The organism is Paraburkholderia unamae (genome assembly GCF_003268775.1).
GTDB classification, from domain to species: domain Bacteria; phylum Pseudomonadota; class Gammaproteobacteria; order Burkholderiales; family Burkholderiaceae; genus Paraburkholderia; species Paraburkholderia unamae.
Genome location: NZ_QLSU01000024.1, coordinates 1 through 24530 on the forward strand (window position 1 = coordinate 1; position 24530 = coordinate 24530).

Annotated in this window: 25 protein-coding genes; 22 read left to right on the plus strand and 3 right to left on the minus strand. The window is 59.0% G+C overall.

The window, feature by feature from the left end; all coding sequences use genetic code 11:
- The first annotated feature begins 312 nt into the window (after nucleotides 1–312).
- The 9 genes from C7401_RS30915 to C7401_RS30950 all read left to right on the plus strand — a co-directional run bounded on the left by C7401_RS30915 (nucleotide 313) and on the right by C7401_RS30950 (nucleotide 9294).
- Nucleotides 313–657, plus strand: coding sequence for a hypothetical protein (locus C7401_RS30915; protein WP_112175210.1), 345 nt, complete (start codon nucleotides 313–315; stop codon nucleotides 655–657).
- Between the two features lie 566 nt (nucleotides 658–1223).
- Nucleotides 1224–2165: a LysR family transcriptional regulator gene (locus C7401_RS30920; protein ID WP_112175211.1), complete on the plus strand. Its 942-nt coding sequence runs from the start codon at nucleotides 1224–1226 to the stop codon at nucleotides 2163–2165.
- A gap of 209 nt (nucleotides 2166–2374) precedes the next feature.
- Nucleotides 2375–2944, plus strand: coding sequence for a nuclear transport factor 2 family protein (locus C7401_RS30925; RefSeq protein WP_112175212.1), 570 nt, complete (start codon nucleotides 2375–2377; stop codon nucleotides 2942–2944).
- A 13-nt stretch (nucleotides 2945–2957) separates the two neighbouring features.
- Nucleotides 2958–3878 (plus strand): SMP-30/gluconolactonase/LRE family protein, encoded by a 921-nt coding sequence (locus C7401_RS30930; RefSeq protein ID WP_112175213.1) that lies wholly within the window; start codon nucleotides 2958–2960, stop codon nucleotides 3876–3878.
- 367 nt (nucleotides 3879–4245) lie between these two features.
- The gene (locus C7401_RS30935; protein ID WP_112175214.1) at nucleotides 4246–5580 is read left to right on the plus strand and encodes an MFS transporter; all 1335 of its coding nucleotides are present in this window, start codon (nucleotides 4246–4248) and stop codon (nucleotides 5578–5580) included.
- Nucleotides 5581–5639: 59 nt separating this feature from the next.
- Entirely contained in the window at nucleotides 5640–6377 is a 738-nt protein-coding gene (locus C7401_RS30940) for an EthD domain-containing protein (RefSeq protein ID WP_112175215.1), read from the plus strand.
- A gap of 321 nt (nucleotides 6378–6698) precedes the next feature.
- Nucleotides 6699–7121, plus strand: a complete 423-nt coding sequence (locus tag C7401_RS45710) for a porin (protein ID WP_258397292.1) — start codon at nucleotides 6699–6701, stop codon at nucleotides 7119–7121.
- Nucleotides 7036–7863: a porin gene (locus C7401_RS30945; RefSeq protein ID WP_258397293.1), complete on the plus strand. Its 828-nt coding sequence runs from the start codon at nucleotides 7036–7038 to the stop codon at nucleotides 7861–7863. The genes C7401_RS45710 and C7401_RS30945 overlap by 86 nt, the downstream gene beginning before the upstream one ends.
- Nucleotides 7864–8076: 213 nt before the next feature.
- Nucleotides 8077–9294, plus strand: coding sequence for a porin (locus C7401_RS30950; RefSeq protein WP_112175216.1), 1218 nt, complete (start codon nucleotides 8077–8079; stop codon nucleotides 9292–9294).
- Between the two features lie 117 nt (nucleotides 9295–9411).
- Here C7401_RS30950 and C7401_RS46175 read toward each other — a convergent pair whose 3' ends face one another.
- Nucleotides 9412–9954, minus strand: coding sequence for a transposase (locus C7401_RS46175; RefSeq protein WP_112175217.1), 543 nt, complete (start codon nucleotides 9952–9954; stop codon nucleotides 9412–9414).
- A 117-nt stretch (nucleotides 9955–10071) separates the two neighbouring features.
- Between C7401_RS46175 and C7401_RS44575 the strand changes: the two genes are divergently transcribed.
- Nucleotides 10072–10494, plus strand: a complete 423-nt coding sequence (locus tag C7401_RS44575; RefSeq protein ID WP_220092873.1) for a response regulator — start codon at nucleotides 10072–10074, stop codon at nucleotides 10492–10494.
- On the opposite strand, the gene C7401_RS30960 is transcribed toward C7401_RS44575, so the two are convergent.
- The gene (locus C7401_RS30960) at nucleotides 10471–10821 is read right to left on the minus strand and encodes a sensor histidine kinase (RefSeq protein WP_112175218.1); all 351 of its coding nucleotides are present in this window, start codon (nucleotides 10819–10821) and stop codon (nucleotides 10471–10473) included. The genes C7401_RS44575 and C7401_RS30960 overlap by 24 nt on opposite strands.
- A gap of 3 nt (nucleotides 10822–10824) precedes the next feature.
- Entirely contained in the window at nucleotides 10825–11778 is a 954-nt protein-coding gene (locus tag C7401_RS30965) for a LysR family transcriptional regulator (RefSeq protein ID WP_112175219.1), read from the minus strand.
- A 111-nt stretch (nucleotides 11779–11889) separates the two neighbouring features.
- Between C7401_RS30965 and C7401_RS30970 the strand changes: the two genes are divergently transcribed.
- From C7401_RS30970 to C7401_RS31025, 12 genes are all read left to right on the plus strand, one after another.
- Entirely contained in the window at nucleotides 11890–12774 is an 885-nt protein-coding gene (locus C7401_RS30970; RefSeq protein ID WP_112175220.1) for an intradiol ring-cleavage dioxygenase, read from the plus strand.
- Between the two features lie 104 nt (nucleotides 12775–12878).
- A complete protein-coding gene (locus C7401_RS30975; RefSeq protein WP_112175221.1) occupies nucleotides 12879–13214 on the plus strand; it encodes a Dabb family protein in 336 nt (111 codons plus the stop codon).
- A gap of 60 nt (nucleotides 13215–13274) precedes the next feature.
- Nucleotides 13275–14633: an amidohydrolase family protein gene (locus tag C7401_RS30980; RefSeq protein ID WP_112175222.1), complete on the plus strand. Its 1359-nt coding sequence runs from the start codon at nucleotides 13275–13277 to the stop codon at nucleotides 14631–14633.
- A 41-nt stretch (nucleotides 14634–14674) separates the two neighbouring features.
- Nucleotides 14675–15571 (plus strand): NAD(P)-dependent oxidoreductase, encoded by an 897-nt coding sequence (locus C7401_RS30985; protein WP_112175223.1) that lies wholly within the window; start codon nucleotides 14675–14677, stop codon nucleotides 15569–15571.
- Nucleotides 15572–15597: 26 nt separating this feature from the next.
- Complete coding sequence (locus C7401_RS30990) at nucleotides 15598–17184, plus strand: sugar ABC transporter ATP-binding protein (protein ID WP_112175315.1); 1587 nt, start codon at nucleotides 15598–15600, stop codon at nucleotides 17182–17184.
- A gap of 67 nt (nucleotides 17185–17251) precedes the next feature.
- The gene (locus C7401_RS30995; RefSeq protein WP_258397294.1) at nucleotides 17252–18139 is read left to right on the plus strand and encodes an ABC transporter permease; all 888 of its coding nucleotides are present in this window, start codon (nucleotides 17252–17254) and stop codon (nucleotides 18137–18139) included.
- Nucleotides 18136–19110, plus strand: coding sequence for an ABC transporter permease (locus C7401_RS31000; protein WP_112175224.1), 975 nt, complete (start codon nucleotides 18136–18138; stop codon nucleotides 19108–19110). Before C7401_RS30995 ends, C7401_RS31000 begins: the two co-directional genes overlap by 4 nt.
- A 51-nt stretch (nucleotides 19111–19161) precedes the next feature.
- Entirely contained in the window at nucleotides 19162–20010 is an 849-nt protein-coding gene (locus tag C7401_RS31005; protein ID WP_112175225.1) for an NAD(P)-binding domain-containing protein, read from the plus strand.
- Nucleotides 20011–20073: 63 nt separating this feature from the next.
- Nucleotides 20074–20676, plus strand: a complete 603-nt coding sequence (locus C7401_RS31010) for a malonic semialdehyde reductase (RefSeq protein WP_112175226.1) — start codon at nucleotides 20074–20076, stop codon at nucleotides 20674–20676.
- Between the two features lie 35 nt (nucleotides 20677–20711).
- Nucleotides 20712–21770, plus strand: coding sequence for a maleylacetate reductase (locus C7401_RS31015; protein ID WP_112175227.1), 1059 nt, complete (start codon nucleotides 20712–20714; stop codon nucleotides 21768–21770).
- A 3-nt stretch (nucleotides 21771–21773) separates the two neighbouring features.
- Nucleotides 21774–23474 carry a GMC family oxidoreductase gene (locus C7401_RS31020; protein WP_112175228.1) on the plus strand — a complete coding sequence of 567 codons (1701 nt, stop codon included), beginning with the start codon at nucleotides 21774–21776 and terminating at the stop codon, nucleotides 23472–23474.
- A gap of 74 nt (nucleotides 23475–23548) precedes the next feature.
- Nucleotides 23549–24514, plus strand: a complete 966-nt coding sequence (locus C7401_RS31025; RefSeq protein ID WP_220092875.1) for a sugar ABC transporter substrate-binding protein — start codon at nucleotides 23549–23551, stop codon at nucleotides 24512–24514.
- Nucleotides 24515–24530: the final 16 nt, after the last annotated feature.

Below are 24530 nucleotides of genomic sequence, written 5' to 3' on the forward strand. Positions count from 1 at the left end.
AAGAGTTATCCACACCGGAATAGATGTACTACGCTGTCTCGGGGTGGGTCAAATTTAGATGAAAACTGTGGGTCAGGATTCGGTGAACGCCAACACTTCTGCGATCCGGCCGACACAAGCCAAGGCTGCTGGCTGAGTAGCCCGGTTGCCTGATCGCGGAGGGCACATCTTATGTCTGAGTCCACGAAGCTCTACAGCAACCCGCAGATCGCGGCCGTTCTGAGCGGCAGCGATGCGCTCACGGCGATGCGCAGTGTGTACGAGGCAATATCGCGGTGACGCGCCGTTAAGCCGCGCAGCCGCATCGCGCTGATGTCGCTCAGCGACGGCTGCCTGCTCGCGCTGATGGAAGGCGACGAGCTCACGCGCTTCAGGACCGCCGCGAACACCGTACTGGCGACCGCTCCTATGGCCCGCGCAAATAGCCGCCGGCTGGGTGTCGCCGGTTGCGGTATGCAGGCGCGTGCGCATGTGGATCCGTTCATCGGGACCTTCGCGCCCGACCAGATTTCGGTGTATGCACCGGATGCGAGCGAAGCAAGCGCTTTCGCCGAGTTGCCGCACGAACGCCATGGCATCCACACGCATGCAACGAACGACGGACACTTCGCTGGCGCCGATATCGTCGTGGTGTCGACCGTGCAGCGACACCGGTGATATACGGCATATCGCTGCAACCGGGCACGCTCGTCGCGGGTATCGGCGTGGCGCGTCCCGACCAGCGCGAAATAAACGATGCGTGTTCTAGTGGGCGACTGAAGTCGTGATCCTCGCCACAATTTGCAGGACACACGCAGCAATATGCCAGGTCGCTGCAATTCCAACAACAAGATCTCTAACGGCAACCCGCACGGTTCAAGGCTCTACGGATTGTTCAGAGCCGACTCGGTAGCGTAACCGCAATCCCCGACGCGAACGACGTCACGATCGGAATAGTACGCGGCAGATGTATGCTGTGGGTGACAACGATCAAGAAGCGCACAGGAATGTCCCGCATAGGGCTGCGGATGGGACATAGCGAGGGAGGCTTGGGACATACTTTTCAGCTTCCTCCTGAAGTGTACGCGCTGTGCCAGCGCGTGCCTTTTTGCCTCCGACTGTGCCCATTGTATGTTAGCCATGCCACAGGCTGTAGCGCGGATCGGCTTAAATCACATTTCTGCTAAACCGGATCAAGGACTATTATGGCCTCCAATCGACAATGAGGAACAGGGGAGAGATACGTGGATCGGTGGAAAGAGTTTGAGGTATTCGTCCAGACCGCGGAGCTTGGGAGTCTTTCGAAAGCAGCGGAAGCACTTGATATGTCGAACGCGGCAGCCAGCCGCCATCTGTGGTCTCTTGAGGAGCGGCTTGGAGCCCGCTTGATCAATCGAAGCACCCGTCGGCTTACGCTTTCCGAGGTCGGCGAAAGTTACTACCGTAGCTGTAAGGCCTTCCTAGGCGACATGCGGGACGCCGATCTCGCGGTCAACGCCACGCGCCTCAATCCTACTGGCATCCTGCGCATATCGGCATCGCTGTTTTTCTCAGTTCATATCGCGCCGCTGCTCGACAAATACACGGCGCGCTATCCCAACGTCACTGTCCATGTCGAGGTGGCGAACCGTTACTACGATCTCGTCGACAACAATATCGACGTCGCGATCCGAGCACGGGAATATGAGAACGATTCCGGCATTATGATCCGTCGGCTGGCCCAAACGCGCCGAATCCTGACTATTTCACCCGAATATCGCAACAAGCACGGGATGCCGGATTCGGTCGAAGCGCTCTCAAACCTGCCGATGCTCATCTACACCTATGACAACAACCCGAATGATCTCGTATTTCGTCGCGGCGACGAAACAGTGGAGGTGAAGGTAAAAGGTTTGCTCGAATCGAATGACGGCCATGTGCTGCGCGCAGCAGCTCTCACAGGCATGGGTATTCTCGTGCAGCCGAAATGCCTAGTCTATGACGACTTGATTGCAGGTCGCCTCATATCGGTTCTCGACGAATGGGACTTACCACGTTTGGAGATCAACTTGGCTTTTCAAAGTCGCCGACACATGTCGGCAAAGGTCCGAACTTTCATTGATTTTCTGGTCGAGCACTTTCACCAGATGGACTACGAAAGCAAATGGACGAGCTTCGATCGCCGCCCGTCCAAAGCATCGAACTAGGCTGACCAACATGGTGACCAGGCGCACCATCCGACGCACCTATCCCTGTCCCTATTTTTAGACTAGTTTCGCCTGCACAAAGCTCCAAAGCACCGCCGCTTTTTCCGCATATCGGAAAAGACATTTCATCCTATCGGCTTCCTCCGGCCGTGTCTTCCAAACTATAGTGCGGGTGTGGCCAGTCGGCGTCCGGCCACATCCCGTTTGGTATGTATAGCGACACCGCGTCGATCGGCTGGTTTAAAGGCCGTTCGAAACTTGCGGATTTGGAGAAAAGCATGACGGATAGAGATATCGAGGAGCTTAAGGTTCGCCTTCAGGCACTCGAGGATCACAATGCAATAGTCGATACGCTCAATCAATATGGCCAGGCGCTCGACTACGGCGACTTCGATCGTTTGGTCGATGTCTTCACCAAGGACGCGATCCGCGAGACGAAGCGGCTCGACGGTTCGGTCAACCGTTGGGAGGGCGAAGCCGGCACGATCGACTTTGCGAGCCGCCATTCGCATGCTCCTGATCTGTATCACAAGCACTTGGCCTTTAATCCGCAGGTCAAGATCGACGGCGATACCGCCGAAGTGGTGAGCTATATGTTCCGCTTCGATCCACGCGATGGCGAGCCATCCTTCATTTGGGGTATGGGGCGGTATTTCGACAAAATGCGCCGTGAGCCGGACGGCAAGTGGCGCATCTCGTATCGCGTGTCGGAGATTGAGGATCAGTGGCCGGGTCGCTTTGCCTTGAAGGGCGGCCCGGGTTCGAAAGCGGCTGACTAGCGGAGCTTTGACAATGCCACACAAGGCTCTTCATCCCAGCTTCGAGCAACTGATTGATCTTGACAGCGCTCCTCGGCAAGTCGGAACTGGCTACATTTGGGTCGAGGGGCCAGTGTGGCATCCGACTGAGCACTATATGCTCTTCTCGGACATTCCCGGCGACGTGCGTCGCCGGTGGGATAAGGACGGGATCGTTGAGGTGGCGCGGCCAAGCCACAACGGCAATGGGATGACCTATGATTGCGCTCTGAACCTCCTGGTGTGCGAGCAGGCGGATTTCGCAGTGACGCGCTACGCGCCGGATGGAACGCGCACCAAGCTGGCGACGCATTTCGAGGGGCGCGCGCTCAATAGCCCGAACGACATTGTGGTCCGCAGCGATGGGTCGATCTACTTCACCGACCCACTCTACGGCCGTATGCCTGAGTTCGGCGGTCTTCCCATTTCGGCTGAACTCGATTTCCAGGGTGTCTATCGCATCAAGCCGGACGGCGGTGAGCCGCAGCTTCTGGTCAATCGAACGACCTTTGATCAACCCAATGGACTGTGCTTCTCGCCCGACGAAAAGCTGCTCTACGTCAACGACACCGAGCAGACTAACATCCGTGTCTACGATGTCCAGGCGGACGGATCCCTGACCAACGGTCGAATTTTCGCGGAAGGCATCGCGCAAGAAGATCTTCCTGGTCTGCCTGACGGCATGAAATGTGATGAGGCCGGCAATATCTGGGTGACCGCACCCGACGGACTGTGGGTCTATTCGCCCATGGGTCGATTGATCGGAAAGGTTCGAATGCCTGAGCGCGTTGGCAACATGCATTGGGGGGGGGCGGACTGGAGGACGCTGTTCCTTACCGCATCCTCTTCTCTATACACGCTCGAGACAAAGATCGGACCGCGGAAGGAGCCTTTCATGCTTGCGTCCGCGACATGACAACCAGCCGTGATCAACGCCACACATCATCGACGTTTATGACCAACCAAGGCAAACGAAGCGTGCCTCATTCGTGAGGAATTTCGGACACCCGGCAGCCACTAGTGTGACTGGAACGATGCCGTCCAGCTCGTCTGTCGGACTTTGCACGTTACTGAAAAGGTGGAGCTGAAAGAAATCGCTGAAGAGCGTTGATGCTGAGTTGGGTTCCTGATCAAAAGGCGGCGTACTGAACGCTATCCGTTTTACTTTTTTACAGTATTTCGTAATGCGAATCATTGTTCGATGACTGGTGGCATTGGCGAAGCAGATTGGCGTCATTGGAGCAGTGTCAATATAGACACAGTTGAGGAGACACATGAGACACATGAGCACGACATCAGATGCAGCTTTGCTGTCGGGGCCGGCACATTATTCGAATCTGGATCATCGCGAAGTTGGGCGCGTCGTCCTTTCCGGTTATCTCGGGTGTGCGATCGAATTCTATGACTTTCTTCTGTACAGCACCGCCGCGGCGCTCGTCTTTGGGCCGGTCTTCTTCGGTAACCTGACGCCGCTGATGGCGACGATTGCGGCCTATGCGACATTTGCCGCAGGTTACGTGGCCCGGCCGTTGGGCGGGATCGTCTTCGGGCACTTCGGCGACCGGCTAGGCCGAAAGCGCATGCTGGTCATCACGATGACGATGATGGGCATCGCGTCGACACTTGTCGGTCTGCTTCCGACGCCGCATACCATAGGCTTGTTAGCCCCAGCGTTGCTCCTGATCCTGCGCGTCGTCCAAGGGATTGCCGTGGGCGGTGAGTACGGTGGAGCACTGATGATGGCAGTTGAACACTGTGACCAGAAACGGCGAGGATTTTACGCCTCGCTCATCGCGATTGGTGCGCCAACGGGGACTGTGCTTGCGTCGCTTGCGTTCGGGATTGTCAGACTGTTGCCCGATAACCAGTTTCTGCAGTGGGGATGGCGCGTGCCTTTCCTGCTTAGCGCGCTCTTGCTAGTCATAGGACTCTACATACGTAAGCGGGTAAGCGAATCACCCCTTTTCCTTGAAGCACTCAAGCACGAGGGCGAGATTAGTCGCTTCCCTCTTGTGCAGCTGCTGCGCTACGAATGGAAGGCGGTCATTCTAGCCGTGGTCACGGCTGCTGGGCCGCTCGCCATTTTTATTGTCGGCGCGACCTTCACACAGACTTATATTCGGCGTTTGGGATTCGACTCAAGCGTTGCATTGTTTGCGTTGGCGATTGCGAACGGTGTCAACCTCGTCTGGTTTCCCATCTGTGCTCACCTGAGTGACAAATACGGACGCAGGCCACTGCTGCTGGTCGGATTTCTGCTCTCCATTATGTTGGTGGGTCCAAATTTTGTGCTGGTCTCCAAAGGTAACCCCTATCTGACGATGTTTGCCTTCTGGCTCCTTGGTTCATTTGCAGCGGGGCCAATTTATGGAGCACTCGGTGCCTTTCTAAGTGAGAAATTCAGCACGAGAACTCGCTACACGGGCGCCTCTATCGGTTATCAACTCGGATCCACGCTCGGCGCTGGCCTTACTCCATTGATCGTGACATCCATCTTCGCTTCCAGCGGCGGCACCAGCGTCGTCGGAGTCATTGTTTTTCTGATCGCATTCTGTCTGATCTCGATGCTCTGTGTCCTGATTTCAAAAGAAACACGCGAGGCCGATATTTCGTATTAAAGCTTGAGTCAACCCTACATCTTGAGAAGATTTCCAGATTTTTTACGTTGAGGAAACAAATGGCATCATCCAAACCACGACAGAAACCCCTTTACCTGCTCAAACGCTTGCCGACGCTCAGCCATGAGCAGTTCTGCGATCACTGGTACGAAGTCCATCCCACGGTTCTGAGGTCGATTCCGGAGTGGGTAGAACTGCGCAGTGGGTACGTGCAGAGCCATTTGATTGGTGCGGGTAATCTGGCCGACTGGCAGTTTCCGTATGATGGAGTAACTCAAGTTTACGTTCGTCCGGGAACGGAGAGTGGACCGACATTTCCTGAACTTCCTGTATTTCGCGAACGTGTAATTCCCGACGAGAAGAGCTTTCTGGATCGAGAGCGCACTATCGTTCTCAAAACGCTGGAACACGTTGTTGTGCCAGGAAGCTCAGCGGTGAAGGTGTTCATCTTTCATCGTCGACGTGCCGATCTGTCGTTGCGGGAATTCACTGACTACTGGACGTCCCAGCACAGAGAAATCGTACTTGATCAAAAGGATTTTAGCAGGGAATTACGCGGCTACCGCCAGAACGTGCTGATAGCCGGACAAAGTCGATATCTCGCGGGAGAGGTGCTCCCCGCTCATGAAGATTTCGACGGTGCATCAGAGTTCTGGTTCGATTCGGTGGAGGCTGCGGAGGATGCCTTTCGTACGTCCGCATACAAGTCAGAAATCGGTGGCGGCTCGACCGGCCATTTTGACTTGAGTCGCGAGATTGCATGCGCCGTCGATCCTCGTGTCATCCTTCCCGAATGATCTGCATTCGACGGGTTTAGCGCACGGTATCGGAGGTTGACGTTCGCTCTCGGGCTACACGAACGTCGTAGGTGCCCAGCCCTACTTGGTACCTTTTTCGCCTTTGCCGAGGTATGAAGTGAACCAAGTTCGCGCTGTTGCCGGGATTTGCAGTCCGACTTCTGGAAGAAGTCCTTGAAATGGTCCCGCCGTTGACTTGTCAACGGGTCTCTCTGGTGAGGTGATGCAGATAACCCGTCTTGCATACTACATATCATTAGTATCCGAATTACAAAGAAATTTAATTTTTAAGGGTTGGGGTAGCCCAAGAAAAACGCCTCGATGGCCGCGTTAGCGATCGCCATCTATTCAACCCATTCGTATGCTCAGAGTAGTGTGACCCTGTACGGTATCGTTGACGCAGGGCTAACGTTCAACTCGAACGCTGGCGGCGCTCGCCAATATGCCGTTACAAGCGGGAATGGTTATGCAAGCCGGTGGGGGTTGAAAGGCTCAGAGGGTCTTGGTGGCGGTCTCTCTGCGGTATTTGACCTTGAGGGAAGATTCAGTACAACTACAGGTAGCTTGGGGCAGAACGGAACCCTGATAGGACGGCAGGCGTGGGTCGGTCTTAGCAGCAGCCGCTATGGCACCTTTACATTGGGCCGCCAGAATCCGGATGGCTACCAGTACGTCGGCACACTGGAGGCGGGTGGGCAGTGGGCGGCATCAGGTACCGGATATGGCGCGCGCGGGAGACGTTGACAATCTCGACAACTTTAACCGCGCCAACAACGCGCTCAGATATCAAAGTCCAACATCAAAAGGCTTCAATGTCGCAGCTCTGTATAGCCTAGGCGGAAAGGCTGGCAACTTCACACAGAACGAGATTTTCGACTTTGCAGCGGGCTACCAATTCGGACCCGTCGTGCTGGGTGCGGTCTATACGTTTATCAAGAATCCGAATTTCTCGTTCTACGGAAACAAGGCTAACGATAGTGTGACCGGAATCAACATTACAAGTCCTGTGCAACAAGGCTATGCGGCGGCCGGATCCCAACAGATTCTTGCGGCGGATGGATCTTATACAGTTGGCCCGGCAACCGTCGGACTCGTCTACAGCAACACACAGTTCAAGAACCTCGGCACCGTGACAGTTGCCGGTTTGAACAGCACGGAGAAGGCGTACCAGGGTACCGCAACGTTCAACACCGGGGAGGTCAATCTGAGATATCAGGTCGGTCCGGCTCTCCAGCTTGGAACCGTTTATGTCTATATGAGAAACGGGGGGGCGAGTGGTGCCAACGGCGCGACATATCAGCAAGTCGATGTTGGTGCGTTCTACGCTCTGTCGAAAGGGACGTCACTCTATGCAGTTGGTATCTACCAAAAGGCCAGTGGGACTGACTCGACAGGGCAGCATGCAGTTGCTGCGATCACGGCCGCTAGTCCTGCTGCCCGCAATCACCAAATCGTGGCAACTATCGGCGTAACGCAGCAGTTCTAGATACAGAATGACCGCAGCTTACAGAACTGCGTGCGTTGAAGTCTGGAGGTTTGCCGATTGAAACGGTGGTATTGGCAGTAGGAACAGACTCGACTCAGGATGACGCTGGGACAGCGGCAAACTGCATGGCAAATACAGCGAACTCTTGGCGGGAGTCAGCTGATGTACGGGTTGAAATATTTTCCTAAAAAAACTTGTGAATGGAGACAGTCGATGAAAAGAAAGTTGATGGCAAATGGCGCTGTAATCGGAGCAGGAGCAACAATCGCGTTGTCTGCGGTTGCTCAATCCAGCGTTACGTTGTATGGGAGCATTGATACTGGACTTGCGTATGCGAGCAGCCAGACATCACTGGGTTCGACCACCAAGGGAAGATCGGTGGTGGAAATGTCGCAGGGCGTCTGGAATGCCAGCAAATTCGGCTTTTTCGGAACTGAAGATCTGGGCGGCGGACTGAAGACAATCTTCAGGCTTGAAAGCGGCATAAACAGCGCAAACGGCGGACTGCAGTATACGAATGCGATGTTTGGACGTGCCGCATACGTCGGTTTGACGCAGCAAGCGTACGGAACTGTAACGATCGGGCGCCAGTACGCCGCATACTATCAGGCGTTATCCCACTACAGTCCCACGAACATCCTGACGGGATATTTTGGCGCTCATCCTGGCGACCTGGATGGCTTCGACACAGGCTATCGCGCTAACAACACGGTGCTCTATCAGTCGCCAAATTTCTTCGGGCTAACTGCTTACGGTTCATATTCCGTTGGAGGCGTGCCAGGAAGTTTCAATAGTGGCAGTACCTGGGCCAGCGCACTTCAATACGAAATCGGGCCGATTGGCGTTGCAACGGCTTTTCAGAAGACAAATAATTCGAATCCTAACGGTGGTCCGTGGGGCGCAGCCTCAACGATGTCGAACAATGGAGCCGAGCTGGGGGTCTCTGCCGTGACCAACGGATATCAAACAGGGCGCGCACAGCAACGCTATGCAGTGGACGGAGTGTATCGAGTCAGTAGAACCTTCGACGTATCCATAGCCTATTCAAACGTCCAATACATTCCAGGAAAGCAGTCTGCCTTTACCGACACTGCGATATTCAACACCGTTGGCGTCGTGCTTCATTGGCGACCAGTACCTCCAGTTGATCTTGGAGGGGGGTACAGCTATACCCGCGCGACGCGCTCCAACGGCATCACAAGCTCGGCCAGTTATCAACAGTTCAATCTGTCACAGTACTACAGCCTTTCCAAGCGAACGGGGTTGTATGCGCTTGAGGCCTACGAGCGTGCCGGTGGCCAGACCTTAGGCACAGCTGGTAAGTCTCAGATTATTGGTGCGACTGCGACGATCGGCGACGGCTTCAACGGCACGCCGTCATCGTCACGGAGCCTCTTTGCCGCAGGCGTCGGAATCGTGCATCGATTCTGATAAGAGGCGAAGCACACCGGAACTGCCACCGGGCATTTGACGGGGCGATGTCCAGGCGAAAGGCTGTTGCGAAGGAGAAGCGCATTGATGTGCGTCTCTCGCTCAAAGAGCACGCTCTCATCGCCGCTGCCTCGGGGTAATACTTGTCTCAAGGTGCGCACGGGCCCACACGCTACAGATCCTCGCTGCGTATTTCGGACGAACGTGACCGGGCATTTCGGGAACGTGCCCGAGTGGACCGGAAAGCAGGATCGGCGTTGCGCATTCCCTGAGCTTCGCCCGCATCCGGTCGCCGCGACTCTTCCGTTTCAGCAGGAAGGCACCGCGCCGCGACCGGCCGCAGATAAAGATGAAGCCCAGAAAGGCGAACGTCTCCGGACGGCGAAGAGTGCGGCTCGTTGGCCTGCCCCCGCATAGCGGCCAACCTCGATCAGTCGTGTCTTCTACCAGCAGACCCTGTGTGTACAGTTTGCGCCACGCCCACACCTGGTTGGCGTTGATGTTGTTTTCGCGGGCGATCCGGGGGGCTGCGGCACCGGGGTCAAAGGTCCGCTCGACGACCGATCGCTTCCTCTCCAACGGATGTCGTTGGTTCTGACGCTTGGCAGATAACTCGACTGTCTGAGCACCGTGTCCAATCCTCGCTTGAACTGGACCCATAAGGTCTAGCTTTTGGCGTGCAGTTCAGACGAACACGGACACGATCTCACGTGATCTATCCAGATCTCTCCGCGCCCTCACATCATGCCTCACGCGCGCGCCCCTCGGGGACCGGCCATGCCGAGCCGCTTACATTCAGAGGTCGTACTTCGGCAACTGGTCGCGCCAATCGAATCATCGGGACCGGCGATAGTGGTCGGAACCTCCGACGACGCAATCGTTGCAGTCGAAGAGATTCTTCAGCTGACGCCAAACTTGGTGCTCGTCGACTTCCATCTTCGGGTTGGCAGCGGGCTGGATATTATCGGCAGGCTCCAGTCGGCACGCTGCCCCGCGATGCAGATCGTCCTGACCAAACATTTCCTGCCGGTGTCGGACGCGCGGCGGCAGCAGCGGGGGCCGACTATTTCTTTGACAAGGCGGGCGAATTTACGATCGCCGTTGCTACGATCAATAGGCTTGCCCGGCAACGGATCGCTGATCTTTAGTTTGGCAACGGAAAGGGCGCCCGAGGAACTAGCCTGGGACGGTGATTCGTGACAGCGGCACTTTCGCGGCGATCGTCACCCCGTCGCCGGGTTTGCCCTTGATGAACAGATTTCCGCCCAGCTGAGCTATTCGTTCAAGCACGCCGCGCAGGCCGAACGCGTCAGGCCGAAGCTTCCATTCTTTCGGGAGGCCGACCCCATCGTCGTGGATGCGCAGATGGCAGTCGTGGTCGTCCGCAGATAGCGTCACGGCCACTTGCATAGCCGTGGCATGCCGTGGGGCGTTCGTCAGCGCGTCCTGTGCCGCGCGGAAAAATGGAATCGCGGCCAGGTCGTTGAGGTGTAAGTCCTCACCGCTAATCTGACATTTTGCCGGCACACCTTACCGCAACGAGGCCTTCTCGCCGCCGGTGTGCAGCCACCTCTGGGTCCATCTCCGCTCATACTCCATCGAGCCGAAATGCTCGATCAGAAAATCCGTAAAGGCGCGCACCTTGGACGAGATGTATTTGCGGTTCTGATAGGCCAGGTTGATCTTCAATGGCGGCAAATCCCAGTCGTCGACAATCGGCACGAGCCTGCCCGCAATCACGTCGTCATGAATGATGTAGACCGGCTGGATCACGATGCCGAGGCCATTGAGTCCCGCCTTGCAGATCACCTGTCCTTCGTTCGATTCGAGCAGACCGTTGATCTTCACCGTGCGGTTCTCGTCGCCATTCGAAAACGTCAGTTCGTAAGGATTGTTCGCAAGCGTATAGATCAGGAATTGATGGCCGTCGAGTTCGTCGAGCGTTTTCGGCGTGCCGTGCCGGGCGAGATATTCCGGCGAGGCCGCCAGAATTCGCCGTGTTTCCGCAAGACGGCGAATCACCAGCCCAGAATCCGCTTCGTGCTCGCGCGTGCGGATGGCGAGATCAATGCCGCTTTCGATCAGATCGAAGTATCGGTTTGCCGCCGTGACCGCGACGTTGAGCTTCGGATAACGCGCGGAGAATTCGGGCAGCAGCGGGGCGATGATCTGCGAGCAAAACGACACGGAGGCGGTGACGCGCAGCGTCCCCATTGGGCTTAGCAGCGCCGAGCTGACGAGCGCCTCGGCTTCGTTCATTTCCGACGTGATATTGCGGCAGCGCCGATAAAACTCGTCGCCCACCTCGGTCAGAAAGAGCCGCCGCGTATTGCGTTCCACCAGCCGGGCGCCCAGCCGCTGCTCGAGATTCGCGAGGTGGCGGCCGGCCGCTGACGTGGACAGACCCAAGGCCTCCGCAGCTTTCGAAATGCTTCCCCGTTCTGCCGTTTGCACGAACAACTGGATTTCCATCCATTTATCCACTGACGTCTCCTGTTTCCCGCTACGAGGGATTGTGTTTCCCGCTACGAGACTTTTTCACCGTCCATCGGTCGACTATATTTTGACCCAAAGCAGACCCATATTGGAGACGTCATGCGCAATATCGACGAAGACACGATCACGCAGATCGTGCTGGCCCGCCACACCGAGGCCGAGAATCCGCGCCTGAAGCAGATCATGACGAGCATCGTGCAGCATCTGCATGCGTTCGCCCGGGACGTTCAACTGTCCGAAGAAGAGTGGTTCCACGGCATCCAGTTCCTGACCGACGTGGGACACATCACCGACGACAAGCGGCAGGAGTTCATTCTCCTTTCGGACACCTTGGGGCTGTCGATGCTGGTCACCGCGCTCAACAATCGCAAACCGCGAGGCTGCACCGAGTCCACCGTATTTGGGCCGTTCTTTGTCGAGGACGCGCCGCACTATGAGAACGGCGACGATGTCGGCAACGGCGCAAAGGGCGAGCCATGCTTCGTGACCGGCCGGGTAACCGGTCTGGACGGCGAAGCGATTGCGAACGCCCGTATCGACGTCTGGCAGGCGGATTCCGACGGTTTCTACGATGTTCAGTACGCCGAGGCGGGGAGCGCGCATGGACGCGGCACACTGCACAGTCTCGCGGACGGATCGTTCCATTTCCGCTCGATCACTGCGGAGTCGTATCCGATCCCGCACGACGGCCCGGTGGGCCGCATGCTCGCGGCGCTGGGGCGCCATCCGTGGCGGCCCGCTCACCTGCATTTCATGATCGACGCACCGGGCTACGAACGGCTCATTACGCATGTGTTCCGTTCGGGCGACAAGTACCTCGACTCGGACGCCGTGTTTGGCGTGCGTTCGTCGCTGATCGCCAACTGGGAGCGTCACGAATCCGGCAAGGCACCGGACGGCAGTCATCAGGAAAGCCCGTTCAGCACGCTCGATTTCACGTTTGTTCTCAACCGGCTCGATGGCGAACGTCACCGCAACCAGTAAGGGGCGTTGATTGCCGTGTAACGCCAGTCTGCCATTGGTCCATTGGCCCAGCAGCCGGCGCCCGAGCCACTCGCATCTTCACCTTCAAAAAACAGAGTGATCCGATGATCAAACACATCGTGATGTGGAATGTGAAAGGCGATACGCCGGAGGACAAAGCCGACGGGGCATTGCGCCTCAAGACGGCGTTCGAAGGGTTGATGGGCAAGATCCCCGGCTTGCTGCGTATGGAGGTAGGGGTAGACATTAGCCGCGTCGATTACGCGTGCGACGTCGTCCTGTATTCGGAGTTCGATTCACACGAGTCATTGGCCGCTTATGCGCAGCATGCCGAGCATCTGCGCGTCAGGGAGGAACTGGGCCATTTGCGAATCGCGAGGCATCAGGTGGATTATCCGGTTACCTCGCTCCCGGTTTGCGCAGCAGCCGAGGCAGCTTAGGCAACGTAAGCGACGTAAAGCGCCGAGCCAGATATAACCGGCGCCTGGAGGAGACAGCAAATGAGACGAAAACTGATCAAAGGCGGATATGTGCTCTCCATGGACGAGCGCATTGGATCAGGGCTGCTGACTGTATTGATCGACGGTGCGCGTATCGAGGACGTATCCGCAGGACTGGACACGCCCGACGCCGAAGTGATCGATGCCACCGGATGTATCGTGATTCCGGGTCTGGTGAACGCGCACATGCACACGTGGCAGACCGCATTACGCGGCATTGCCGCGAACTGGACCTTGCCGCAATACTTCCGCAGTGTGCACGCGGGTCTGGCAACGCTATTCTCGCCGGATGACATTCATATCGGCACGCTGGTGGGCGCGCTGAACCAGCTCAATTCCGGCACAACGACGCTGGGAGACTGGTGTCACAACAACCAGACACCTGCGCACACCGACCGCGCTATTGACGGCCTGATCGAATCGGGCATCCGTAGCGTGTTTTTTCACGGCTCACCCAAGCCGGACCCGAGGCCAGGCGAAAAGCACTTCAGTGAAGTTCCGCACCCGCGCGGAGAAGTCGAACGGTTGCTGAAAGACCGCTTCGCGAACGACGATGCGCTGGTCACGCTCGGCATGGCGATTCTTGGGCCGCACTATTCGACCTACGACGTGGCAGTGCAGGACTTTCAGCTCGCGCGCGAATATGGATTGGTGGCCAGCATGCATTGCGCGGGCCTCGAAGCCAAAACGCCGGATGGGTGGGAGCGTCTCGCCGCAGAGGGGTTGCTCGATGCGCGGACCAACGTTGTTCACGGCAACAACCTGAGCGATGTGCAATTGCAGATGATGCTCGAACGTGGCGTGACGTTTTCCATCGCGCCCGAAACGGAAATGCAGCAGGGGCATGGCCATCCTATTACCGGACGTCTGCGCGACGCGGGACATGCTCCGTCGCTTGGCGTCGACCTCGAATCGTCGATTGCTGGAGACATGTTCACGGTGGCCCGCATGGCGCTTGCATCGCAGCGCGCGCTGGACAACGCGGCGTCGCGAGCATCGCTGGGTCATCTGCCCGCTACTTCCACACTCTCGTGCGACGACGCGCTGCAATGGATCACGTTGCGCGGCGCTGAGGCGCTCGGACTTGCCGACAGGATCGGCTCGCTCACGCCGGGCAAAGAGGCCGATGTCGTACTGGTGCGCGCGGACACGATCAGCATGCGCCCGCTGCACGACCCGGTAGCCGCGATTGTCTTGCAGGCCAGTCCTGCCAATGTCGATACGGTGCTGGTGGCGGGCGAATACCGCAAGCGCCACGGTGAACTCACTTATGCAGCGCTGGGGCGCCGCCTCGACGAACTCGATGCGTCCGGACGGCGCATCGCCGGCGGCCTGAGCCAATTGCTGGGCTCACACTGAATTTCACCCGTATTTCTCCGCTGTCACTTTGGGAGCATGTCATGAATGAAACCAAGCCGGCCTTGCGTGTCGGTTTCATTGGAATCGGCAACATGGGTTTGCCGATGGGCACGAATCTGCTGAAGGCGGGTTATGAAGTGTTGGCGTTTGACCTTGCACAAGACCGTCTGGATGAAATCGTCGCTCGCGGCGCGGTGCCGGCCGTTTCGGTTGCGCAAGTTGCGCGCGAATCCGACGCGATCGTCACTTCGTTGCCCAACGACAAGGTTTTCCGCGCAGTCGCGCTCGGCCCAGACGGTGTGGTTGAAAACGCCCGTACGGGTGCCGTGCTGATGGATACCAGCACGGTGTCCGCCACCGTTTCCGCCGAAGTGGCCGACGCAGCGCTTCGCCGTGGTGTGCAATACCTGCGCAGCACAGTCTCAGGCAACGGCGTGGTTGCGGCAGCAGCGGCGCTTACGGTGATGGCGTCCGGCCCCAAAGACGCCTACGAGCTGGCGTTGCCTCTGATCAATGCAATCGGGCGGCGCGAGTTCTATCTGGGGCAGGCGGAAGAGGCAAGGCTCATGAAGCTGGCCGTCAACCTGATGATCTCGGTCTCGTCGGGCATGATCGGCGAAGCGCTCACGCTTGGCCGCAAGAGCGGGCTCGACTGGTCGAAGATGCTCGACGTGCTGGCGTCGAGCCATGTCGCTTCGCCAATGGTGCTCTACAAGGTGCCGCCGCTGAAGGACCGCGACTTCACTTCGACGATGTCCGCAATCACGCAGACCAAGGACGTGGATCTGATTCTGGATTGCGCGGCGCAAAGCCATGTGCCGCTGCCGCTGACTTCCGCCGTGCGCGGCATGTTCCAGGGGCTGATTTCAATGGACGGCGGCGAGGACGATTACATCGCTCTTGTCAAACACGTCGAAACGCTCTCGGGGGTGGCATGAACGCGAACCCTGCCAATCTCGCTGCGATGAGCAGCACTGCTTCTTACGGCACCACGGGCGCAAGCGGAACGAGTAGCGCAGACCGCCAGCCCGTCGGCCACAATGCCAAGGCTGCGGTGAGTGCTCATCCGTTGCTGGAGTTGCGCAATATCGCCAAACAGTTTCCAGGCGTGCGTGCGCTCGATGGCGTGACGTTCGCCGTGCACGCCGGCGAAGTGCACATGCTGCTCGGCGAGAACGGCGCCGGCAAATCGACGCTGATGAAAGTGATGAGCGGCGTCTATCGCGCTGACGAAGGCGCATTCCTGCACAACGGGCAACCGGTGCAGATCCAGTCGCCCAAAGATGCGCAGGCGCTCGGCGTCGCGGTGATCTATCAGGAATTCTCGCTGGTTCCGCATCTGGACATTGCGCAAAACATCTACATCGGCCGAGAGTTTCGAGGCCGTCTGCCTGGCACCGTGGATAACGCGCGGGCGCATGAAGAAGCGAAGAAGGTGCTCGACCTGCTTGCGTTCGATTGCGATCCCCATACGCCCGTTTATAAACTTGGCGTCGCACAGCAGCAGATGGTGGAGATTGCGAAGGCGCTCTCGCAGAACGCGCGCATTCTTGTGATGGACGAGCCGACTGCGCCGCTCTCGGAGCGCGAGACGGAGAACCTGTTCCGGGTCATCCGCATGCTGCAGGCGCAAGGCGTGGCGATTGTTTACATCTCGCACCGGATGAGCGAGGTGTTCGAACTCGGCGACCGCATCACCGTGTTGCGCGATGGCCGCATGGTCGGCGCCGCGTCGCCGTCGGAAACCACGCCTGCCGAACTCGTACGCATGATGGTGGGCCGTGATGTCGATCTGACCTACGCGCGACGCTGCTGCGAGAAGCCTGGTGCGCCGGCGCTGGTCATGCGTGGCGTGAACTCGCCGAACGGCATTCGCGATGTGAATCTGGAAGTGCGCGCGGGCGAGATCGTCGGGCTGGCGGGTCTGGTTGGCTCGGGGCGGTCCGAGGTGGCGAGAGCCGCGTTCGGCATCGATCCGGTGAGCGCCGGCGAAGTGGAAGTGTTTGGGGTGCCGCGCAAAGGTGAGCCGCACGAATCCGTGAAGCTCGGCATGGCGCTGATTCCCGAAAGCCGCAAACACGAAGGCCTCGCGGTCACGCGCTCCGTGGCGGACAACCTGATGTTGTCCGGCCTCGCGAAGCGCTTTCCGGGCGGCTGGTTCCGTCCGCGTCTCGCCCGCCAGATCGCCCGCGAGATGGTGGCCGAGCTGCGCATCGCAACGCCGACCATCGGCCGTCGCACGGCCGTGCTGAGCGGGGGCAACCAGCAGAAGATCGTGATCGGCAAATGGCTCGCCACCGGGACGCGGTTTTTCATTTTCGATGAACCGACGCGCGGCATCGACGTCGGCGCGAAGGCGGAAATCTTTGCGCTGATTGGGCGGCTCGTCGAGGAGGGCGCTGCGGTGCTGCTGATCAGCTCCGAATTACCGGAGATCGTGCACGTATGCGATCGCGCCTATGTGATGAGGGAAGGTCGCGTGGCGGGGCAACTCGCCCGCGATCAGCTTTCCGAAGAGAACCTTCTAGCGTTGGGGATGCATGATGCGTAACGCTCACGGAATCGCTCAACCGGTGCAGTGGACGCGCATACCTGCGCGGGTGCCGGGTGTCGCATGGATGATGGCGTTGGTCATCGTGGTCTTCACGGCGCTGAACCGCCAGTTCCTCGACATCGCGAATCTGGTCAACATCGGCTCGCAATCGTCGATCCTGCTGATCATCGCGCTCCCGATGACCTTCGTGATTCTGACGGAGGGGATCGATGTGTCGGCGGGCGCGGTGGCCGCCGCGAGCAGCGTGGCGCTCGGCTGTGTGATACAGGCGGGCGCGAACAGCGCGGTCGGCATCGTGACGGCGATTGGCGTTGGCGCGCTGTTTGGTCTCGTCAACGGCTCGCTGATCTCGTGGCTCAGGCTGCCGCCGTTTGTTGTCACGCTGGGAACAATGGGCATGGCGCAAGGCCTCGCGCTGATCCTGAGTGGCGGCCAGAGCATCACCGATATCGGCACCACGATTCCGGCGCTCTATAACGGCTCCATCTTCGGCATACCCGCGCCTTTGATCTTCGCCGCCGCGGCTTATCTGCTCAATCACGTGCTGATGTATCGCAGCCGGGTGGGGATCTACGCGCGAGCGATTGGCGGGAACCCTGAAGCGCTGAGGTTTGCGGGGATCTCGGCGCGGGCGTGGCTGATTGGCGTTTATACCTTTGCCGGCGCGATGTTCGGCATCGGCGCGGTGCTGCTGACCGCGCGCATGAGCACGGCGCACCCCACCGCGTCGCTCGGCCTCGAGTTCGATGCGATCGCCGCGGTGATCGTCGGCGGTACGTCGTTCGAGAAGGGCAAGGGCGGTTTGCCCGGTACGCTGCTTGGCGTGCTGACTATCGGTATGCTGAGAAACGGTCTCGATCTGGTGGGGGTGCCGTCGTCCGTACAGGTGTCGTGTATCGGCGTGCTTGTGCTGCTCGCCCTCTTCGTTGAAGGATGGAAGACACAATCATGAACTCGCTCAATATTCCCAAGGCGCTCCGGCCTACCGAGAATGTATCGAAGCTGGTTTCGCGACTCGCGGCGGTCTTCGTGATTGGCCTTGCGCTCGCTCTCGCAACCGACGCGTTCCTGACTACCGGCAATCTGCTGAACGTGCTGCGTCAGACGAGTCTGCTGTTTCTGATGGCGTCGGGACTGACGCTCGTCGTCCTGACGGCGGGTATCGATCTTTCGATTGGCGCGAATGTCGCGCTGTCCGCATGCCTCGCCGGGACGGTGATCAAGGCGAGCGGCTCGGCACTCGAAGGCGCGGCGATCGCGCTCGCCTGCGGCACGATGATCGGCCTCGTGAACGGTCTGCTCGTCGCCGCGCTGCGTATGCCGTCGTTTATCGCCACCTACGGAATGATGTGGCTCATCAACGGCTATACGTATTACTTCATGGGCGGTAACACCATCTACGGATTTCCGCATGGCTTTCGCCAGCTCGGCGCAGGCTATCTGTTTTCGATTCCCGTACCGGTGTATCTGATGCTGATCTTCCTTGCGTTGGCCGCGCTCTTTGTTGGGCGTACGACATGGGGGCAGCAGGTCTACGCGATCGGCTCGAATCCGGTTGCCGCGCGCTTCTCCGGTGTGCCGGTCAAACGGCGGCTCGTATTGGTGTATGCGCTGAGCGGCCTGATGGCGGGCCTCGGCAGCCTCGTGTTTTTGGCGCGCCTCAATTCCGCGGAAGGCGATATTGGCGAGCCGCTGACGTTACCTGCAATTGCAGCCGTGCTGATTGGTGGCACGTCGCTGTTCGGTGGCATTGGGAGTCCTTACGGAACCCTGATTGGCGCGCTGATCCTGACGCTCGTTCTGAACGGCCTGAATCTGCTGAATATAGATGCGAACTGGCAACCGTTTGTCACGGGCGCAATCATCATCGTCGCAGTGCTGGCTGATTCCGTCAGCCGTCAGCGACAGGAAGCGCGTGCGTAACTTTTAAAGCGGCGCAGATACAACCCGCGACAAACCGAATTGAGGAGCGACATGAAACACGTGAAACACGTGGTCTGGCTCGGCAACGCTGCCAGTGACCCGCTAAAGGAACGCCTGTCTCAACATCTTCAGGGCCGCGCGAAGCTCACGCCCGGTGGCCTGGCTCATGACGCTGACGCAGTCATCACGGCTTGCGACAACTATGTTGAGCTTCGCGAGCTGGTGCTGGGTCCCGGGGGACTGTTCAGCGAAAAGCGTGCGGGCTTGCTGTACGTGGATATCAGCTGCATCAGCGAGGATCTGTCTGCTGAAATTGCGAAAGCCGCTGAAGCAGCCGGAGCCATGTATTTGTGCGCACCCCTGACACGGGGACCCGCAACCAATGACACACCGGTCTACACCGCGATGGTCAGCGGCAAACCGGAAGTATACGAAGCCGCGCGTTTCCTGCTGGAAGGGCTTGCCGCAAAAATCACGGTCTTCGGTGAAAACGAGGAAGCGCGTGCAATGACGCGTGTCCTCGACGTGATGACGGGTGTCTCGCTCGGCATGTGGGCGGAGGCGCTGGTGTTTGGTGAAGCGGTTGGGCTGAGCTGGAGCGAAACGGTTCAGGTCATGGAGACCAGTGCAATCGCGTCACCGTTGATCAAGCAGCACGCCGCGCGGGTGGTGCAGCACGACTACGAGTCCGCGCTCACCTGCGAGACGTTGACGGAACGTCTCGGCGCGGTGCTGGCACACGGGAGATCCACGGGCGTGGTGCTGACGCTCACTGGCATTGCGCATCAGATGTATCTGGGCACGGTGGCGAGCGGCGCGGGTGAGCATGGCGCGACTGCGGTGATTCCCTGGCTCGGCATGGCAGCAGGCATACGCGCCGAAGACTGGAAACAGGCGTAACGCCGCTTCATGGATTGCTCTCTGAAAACTGTTGAGTAGAACTTAAAACTGAATGGACCGCTGATGACTACGATTGAAAACAAACTCGCCCCCGAAGCACTTGATCTGGTGTTCCGTTCCGCGCGTACCCAGAATGGCTGGATCGACAAGCCTGTCACTGACGCGCAACTTCAGGAGCTCTACGACCTCCTGAAGTGTGGCCCGACGAGCATGAACACGAGTCCGGCGCGCTTCGTTTTCTTGCGCACGCCCGAGGCCAAAGCACGCCTGTTGCCCGCATTGGCGCCAGGCAACGTCGAGAAGACGCAGCAGGCACCGGTGTGCGTTGTGGTCGGCTACCACCGGCGCTTTCACGACCACTTGCCGACGCTGTTCCCGCACAAGGCGGATGCCCATGCAATCTTCGAAGGCAAGCCGGAACTGATCGAAAGCACGGCGTTCCGCAACGGCAGCCTGCAGGGCGCGTATCTGATCATCGCGGCTCGTGCGATTGGGCTCGACTGTGGACCGATGTCAGGGTTCGACGCGAAGAAAGTGAACGACGAGTTCTTCCCTAAAGGCGATGTCGCGGTCAACTTCCTGTGCAATCTCGGCTATGGCGATTCGGGCAAGGTGCTCAACCGTCTGCCGCGCCTGGCCTTCGGCGACGCCTGCACGCTGCTGTAACCGCAATCCGCTCACTTTCAACGAGGTTCACGTCCATGTCGCACGCCTTCGTCTATCAGGGACTGCCCTCCCGAGTCATATTCGGCCGGGGAACGAGCGCTCAACTCGCCACCGAGGTGGATCGCCTTGGCTTGCAGCGCCTCCTGATTCTTTCTACACCAGAGCAAACCGCGCTCGCCGAGCGCGTGCGTGGGCTGCTCGGCGCGCGTGCGGCAGGGATCTTTTCAGAGGCCACGATGCATACGCCCGTGGACGTCACCGAGCGTGCGCTGGAGGTTGTGCGCTCACTGGATGCCGACGGCGTGGTGGCCGTCGGCGGTGGCTCCACGACCGGGCTCGGCAAGGCGATTGCGCTGCGCACGGATTTGCCGCAGGTCGTTCTGCCGACCACGTATGCGGGTTCGGAGATGACGCCGATTCTCGGTGAAACCCAGGACGGCCGGAAAACGACCCAGCGTGGCCCGAAGATCCAGCCGGAAGTGGTGGTGTACGACGTGGATCTCACGTTGACGTTGCCGCCCACCATATCGGCGCTCTCCGCACTGAACGCGATCGCCCACGCCGTCGAAGCGCTTTACGCGCCGGACGGAAATCCGATCGTGTCGCTGATGGCCGAAGAGGGTGTGCGCGCCATTTTCGATGCGCTGCCCCACGTGCTACACGAGCCCGGTAATCCCGTTGCGCGTAGCGAACTGCTGTATGGAGCGTGGCTATGCGCGTGCTGTCTCGGCGCGTCGTCCATGGGTCTGCATCACAAGCTGTGCCACACGCTCGGCGGACTGTTTGATTTGCCCCACGCGCAAACGCATGCAATCGTGCTGCCCTACGCGTTGGCATTCAATGCGCCAACTGTGCCGCAGGCGATAGAGCGCCTCAACCGCGCGACGCGTTCGGACGACGCGCTCGCCGCGCTGATGAAGCTCGAGCATGAGTGCAGCATTCCGCTCGCGTTGCGTGACATCGGCATGCCACATGAGGGTGTTGCGCGCGCGGTCGAGGAGGCGATGGCCAATCCGTACAAGAATCCGCAGCCAGTCGACGCGGAAGGTCTGCGCGCGCTTCTGGAGAGCGCGTGGGCTGGCACGGGAGTGTGACGTATGCATGCTTTGACGAGGGATCAGGACCCGGCACAGCAACCAGATTTTCTGATCGTTGGGGGCGGAACTGCAGGAGCAGTGCTGGCCGCGCGCCTGTCGGAGAGCGGCCGGCATAGCGTGATGCTGGTGGAGGCCGGTGTGGACACGCTTCCGGAATCGACGCCGGCCGACATACGGGACACCTTTCCCAGCTCCACGCTGAATCCCGCTTACTTTTGGCCTGGACTGGAGGCAACCATCGTGGCCGGAGAGCGCCCGCGTCCCTTTCCTCAGGCGCGGATCATGGGCGGGGGTTCGAGCATCATGGGGATGTTCGCATTGCGAGGTCTGCCGTCGGACTTCTCGCGGTGGGCGGAGTCCGGCGCATCCGGGTGGTCGTGGGACGAGGCGGTCAGGTTTTACAGGAAGATCGAAAACGATCCGTCACGCGCTGACAATCACGAAGGCACGAGCCCCATCCGCAGAATGCCCGCACAGGAATGGCCACCGTTTGTTTCGGCCATGAGAGACGCGGCCAGGGCGCAAGGGTTTGCGTACGTACCGGATATCAACGAAATGCCAGGCGATGGTTTCTTCGCGATGCCGTCGAGCCGCGATGCAGACACGCGCTCCACGAGCGCCGGCTGCTATCTGACGAGCGAAGCGCGCAGGCGCAAGAATCTGACGATCGTCGCCAACACGCATGTTACGCGGCTGATTTTCGACGGACGAAAAGTGGTGGGTGTCGAGTCCAGGCATGACGGTAGCGTCTGCACGATTTTCGCGCGGCGCGTGATTGTCTCCGCCGGTGCGATCCATTCTCCGGCGCTGCTGTTGCGCTCCGGTGTTGGACCTGCGCAGGAGCTTAGAGAGGCGGGTATCGAGCCTGTGATCGATCGAAGCGGCGTTGGACGGAATCTGCAGAACCATTCGTATCTGTTCTTTGCATTGACTTTGCCGCGCGGCAAGCGGCTCGCGTCGCATCTGCGCCGGTTCGTAGTGGCGGGTCTACGCGCGTCATCGAAGCTGCCGGACTGCCCGGATGGCGATCTGCTGCTGTTCACGCTCGGACGGGTCAGTCCGCGCGGCTTCGGCACCGATGTCGCGATGGTTGGCTCGGCGTTGTATTCGCCGTTCTCGAAGGGTTTCGTGAAGTTGGCGAGTAACGATCCGCTCGCAAACCCGCGCGTGGACTTCCGCATGCTGGACGATCCACGCGATGCGCCACGCGTGGTGCAAGGCGCGCGTCTCGCGGAGCAGTTGTTGCGCCAATCCGGCGTAGCTGCCTGCTACAGCGAAGCATTTCTGTTGCCTGCGGGTATGGCCGTCAATCAGTTCAATCGTCCGGGACTGGCGGGAACGGCACTGGCCGCCGGCGCGCGCGTTGCGCTCAATGCGCCGGGCCCGATGCGGCGCTTTGCAGTGAGACGCGCATTCGGCACAGGACGACCGCTGTCGGAACGTCATGGCAGCGCAGGGATCACCGACGATGAAATTCTATCGGCGCTAGCGCCAATGGGGCACCCGGTGGGCACCTGTGCGATGGGCGACCTTGGTGATGCAAAGGCGGTGGTGGATACGCGCTACCGGGTTATCGGGCTGGAAAATCTTTACGTGGTCGATGCCTCGGTGATGCCGGTCATTCCGAGCGCGAATACGAATCTGCCGACCCTGATGGTTGCAGAGCACGCAGCCGAGAAAGTGCTGGAGAGCGTGCGCTAGTGTTATGGCACTCGATAAGGCACTCGCCCTAGCGGATTAAACCCAGGACTTTTAACGAAGACATGGAGACAGACATGGACAAGCTTGCTATCAAAACGGCTCTTTTCGCTGCCTTGTGTGGATGCGGAACGTCAGCCAACGCTGACGGCGAGAACATTGCGGTATTCACGAAAAATCTGACGAACCCGTATTTCCAGAGCGTGCGGCTCGGCGCTCAGGATGCGGCTAAACAGATGCACGCGAACTCGATCAATTACACGCCGACAAAACCAGATAGCATTCCTGAGCAAATGAACCAGATCGACGACGTGATCATCAAGAAGCCCAGCGCAGTGGTGTTTATTCCGGTGGACTACAAAGCCATGGGGCCGGGCGTCGCCAAACTGAATGCAGCGAAGATTCCAACCGTGAATATCGTCGACAAGGCGCAGTCCGGTGATTTCGTTTCCTTCGTGGGTGCCAGCGACTATCAGATTGGCCTTCAAACGGCGCGTTATCTGTTCAAGGCAATGAATGGCAAGGGCAACATCATCATTCTGGAAGGGGTGCGGGGCACGTCGACATCGGACGAGCGTATGCGCGGCTTTCACGATGCGCTGAAGGAGTTCCCGGGAGTCAAGGTGCTGAGCTCGCAGCCTGCCAACTACCAGCGCTTGCAGGCGCTTCAGGTGATGGAAAATCTGCTGCAGACATACACGAATGTAGATGGTATTCTCGCCGCCAACGATGCGATGGCCATTGGCGCGCTCGACGCGCTTGACGGAGCCAACCAGCACGACGCGAAGGTCGTCGGCATTAATGCGAGCAAGGAAGCGGTGGATCTGATCAAGAAGGGCAAGCTGCTCGCGAGCGGCGACTATTCGGGCTTTAAGCAAGGCTGTATTGGTGTGATGGCGGCGGTGAGGTCGCTGCGCGGAGAGCCGGTGCCGAAGAGCATTGCGTTGAAGACCGAGGTCGTGACATCCGCCAACTACCAGCAGTTCGATGTCGCACCGGACAAGTTGACGTGCCCGACGTGGGCCGATGCGACTGCGCAGTGATCCGCAATAGTCTTTA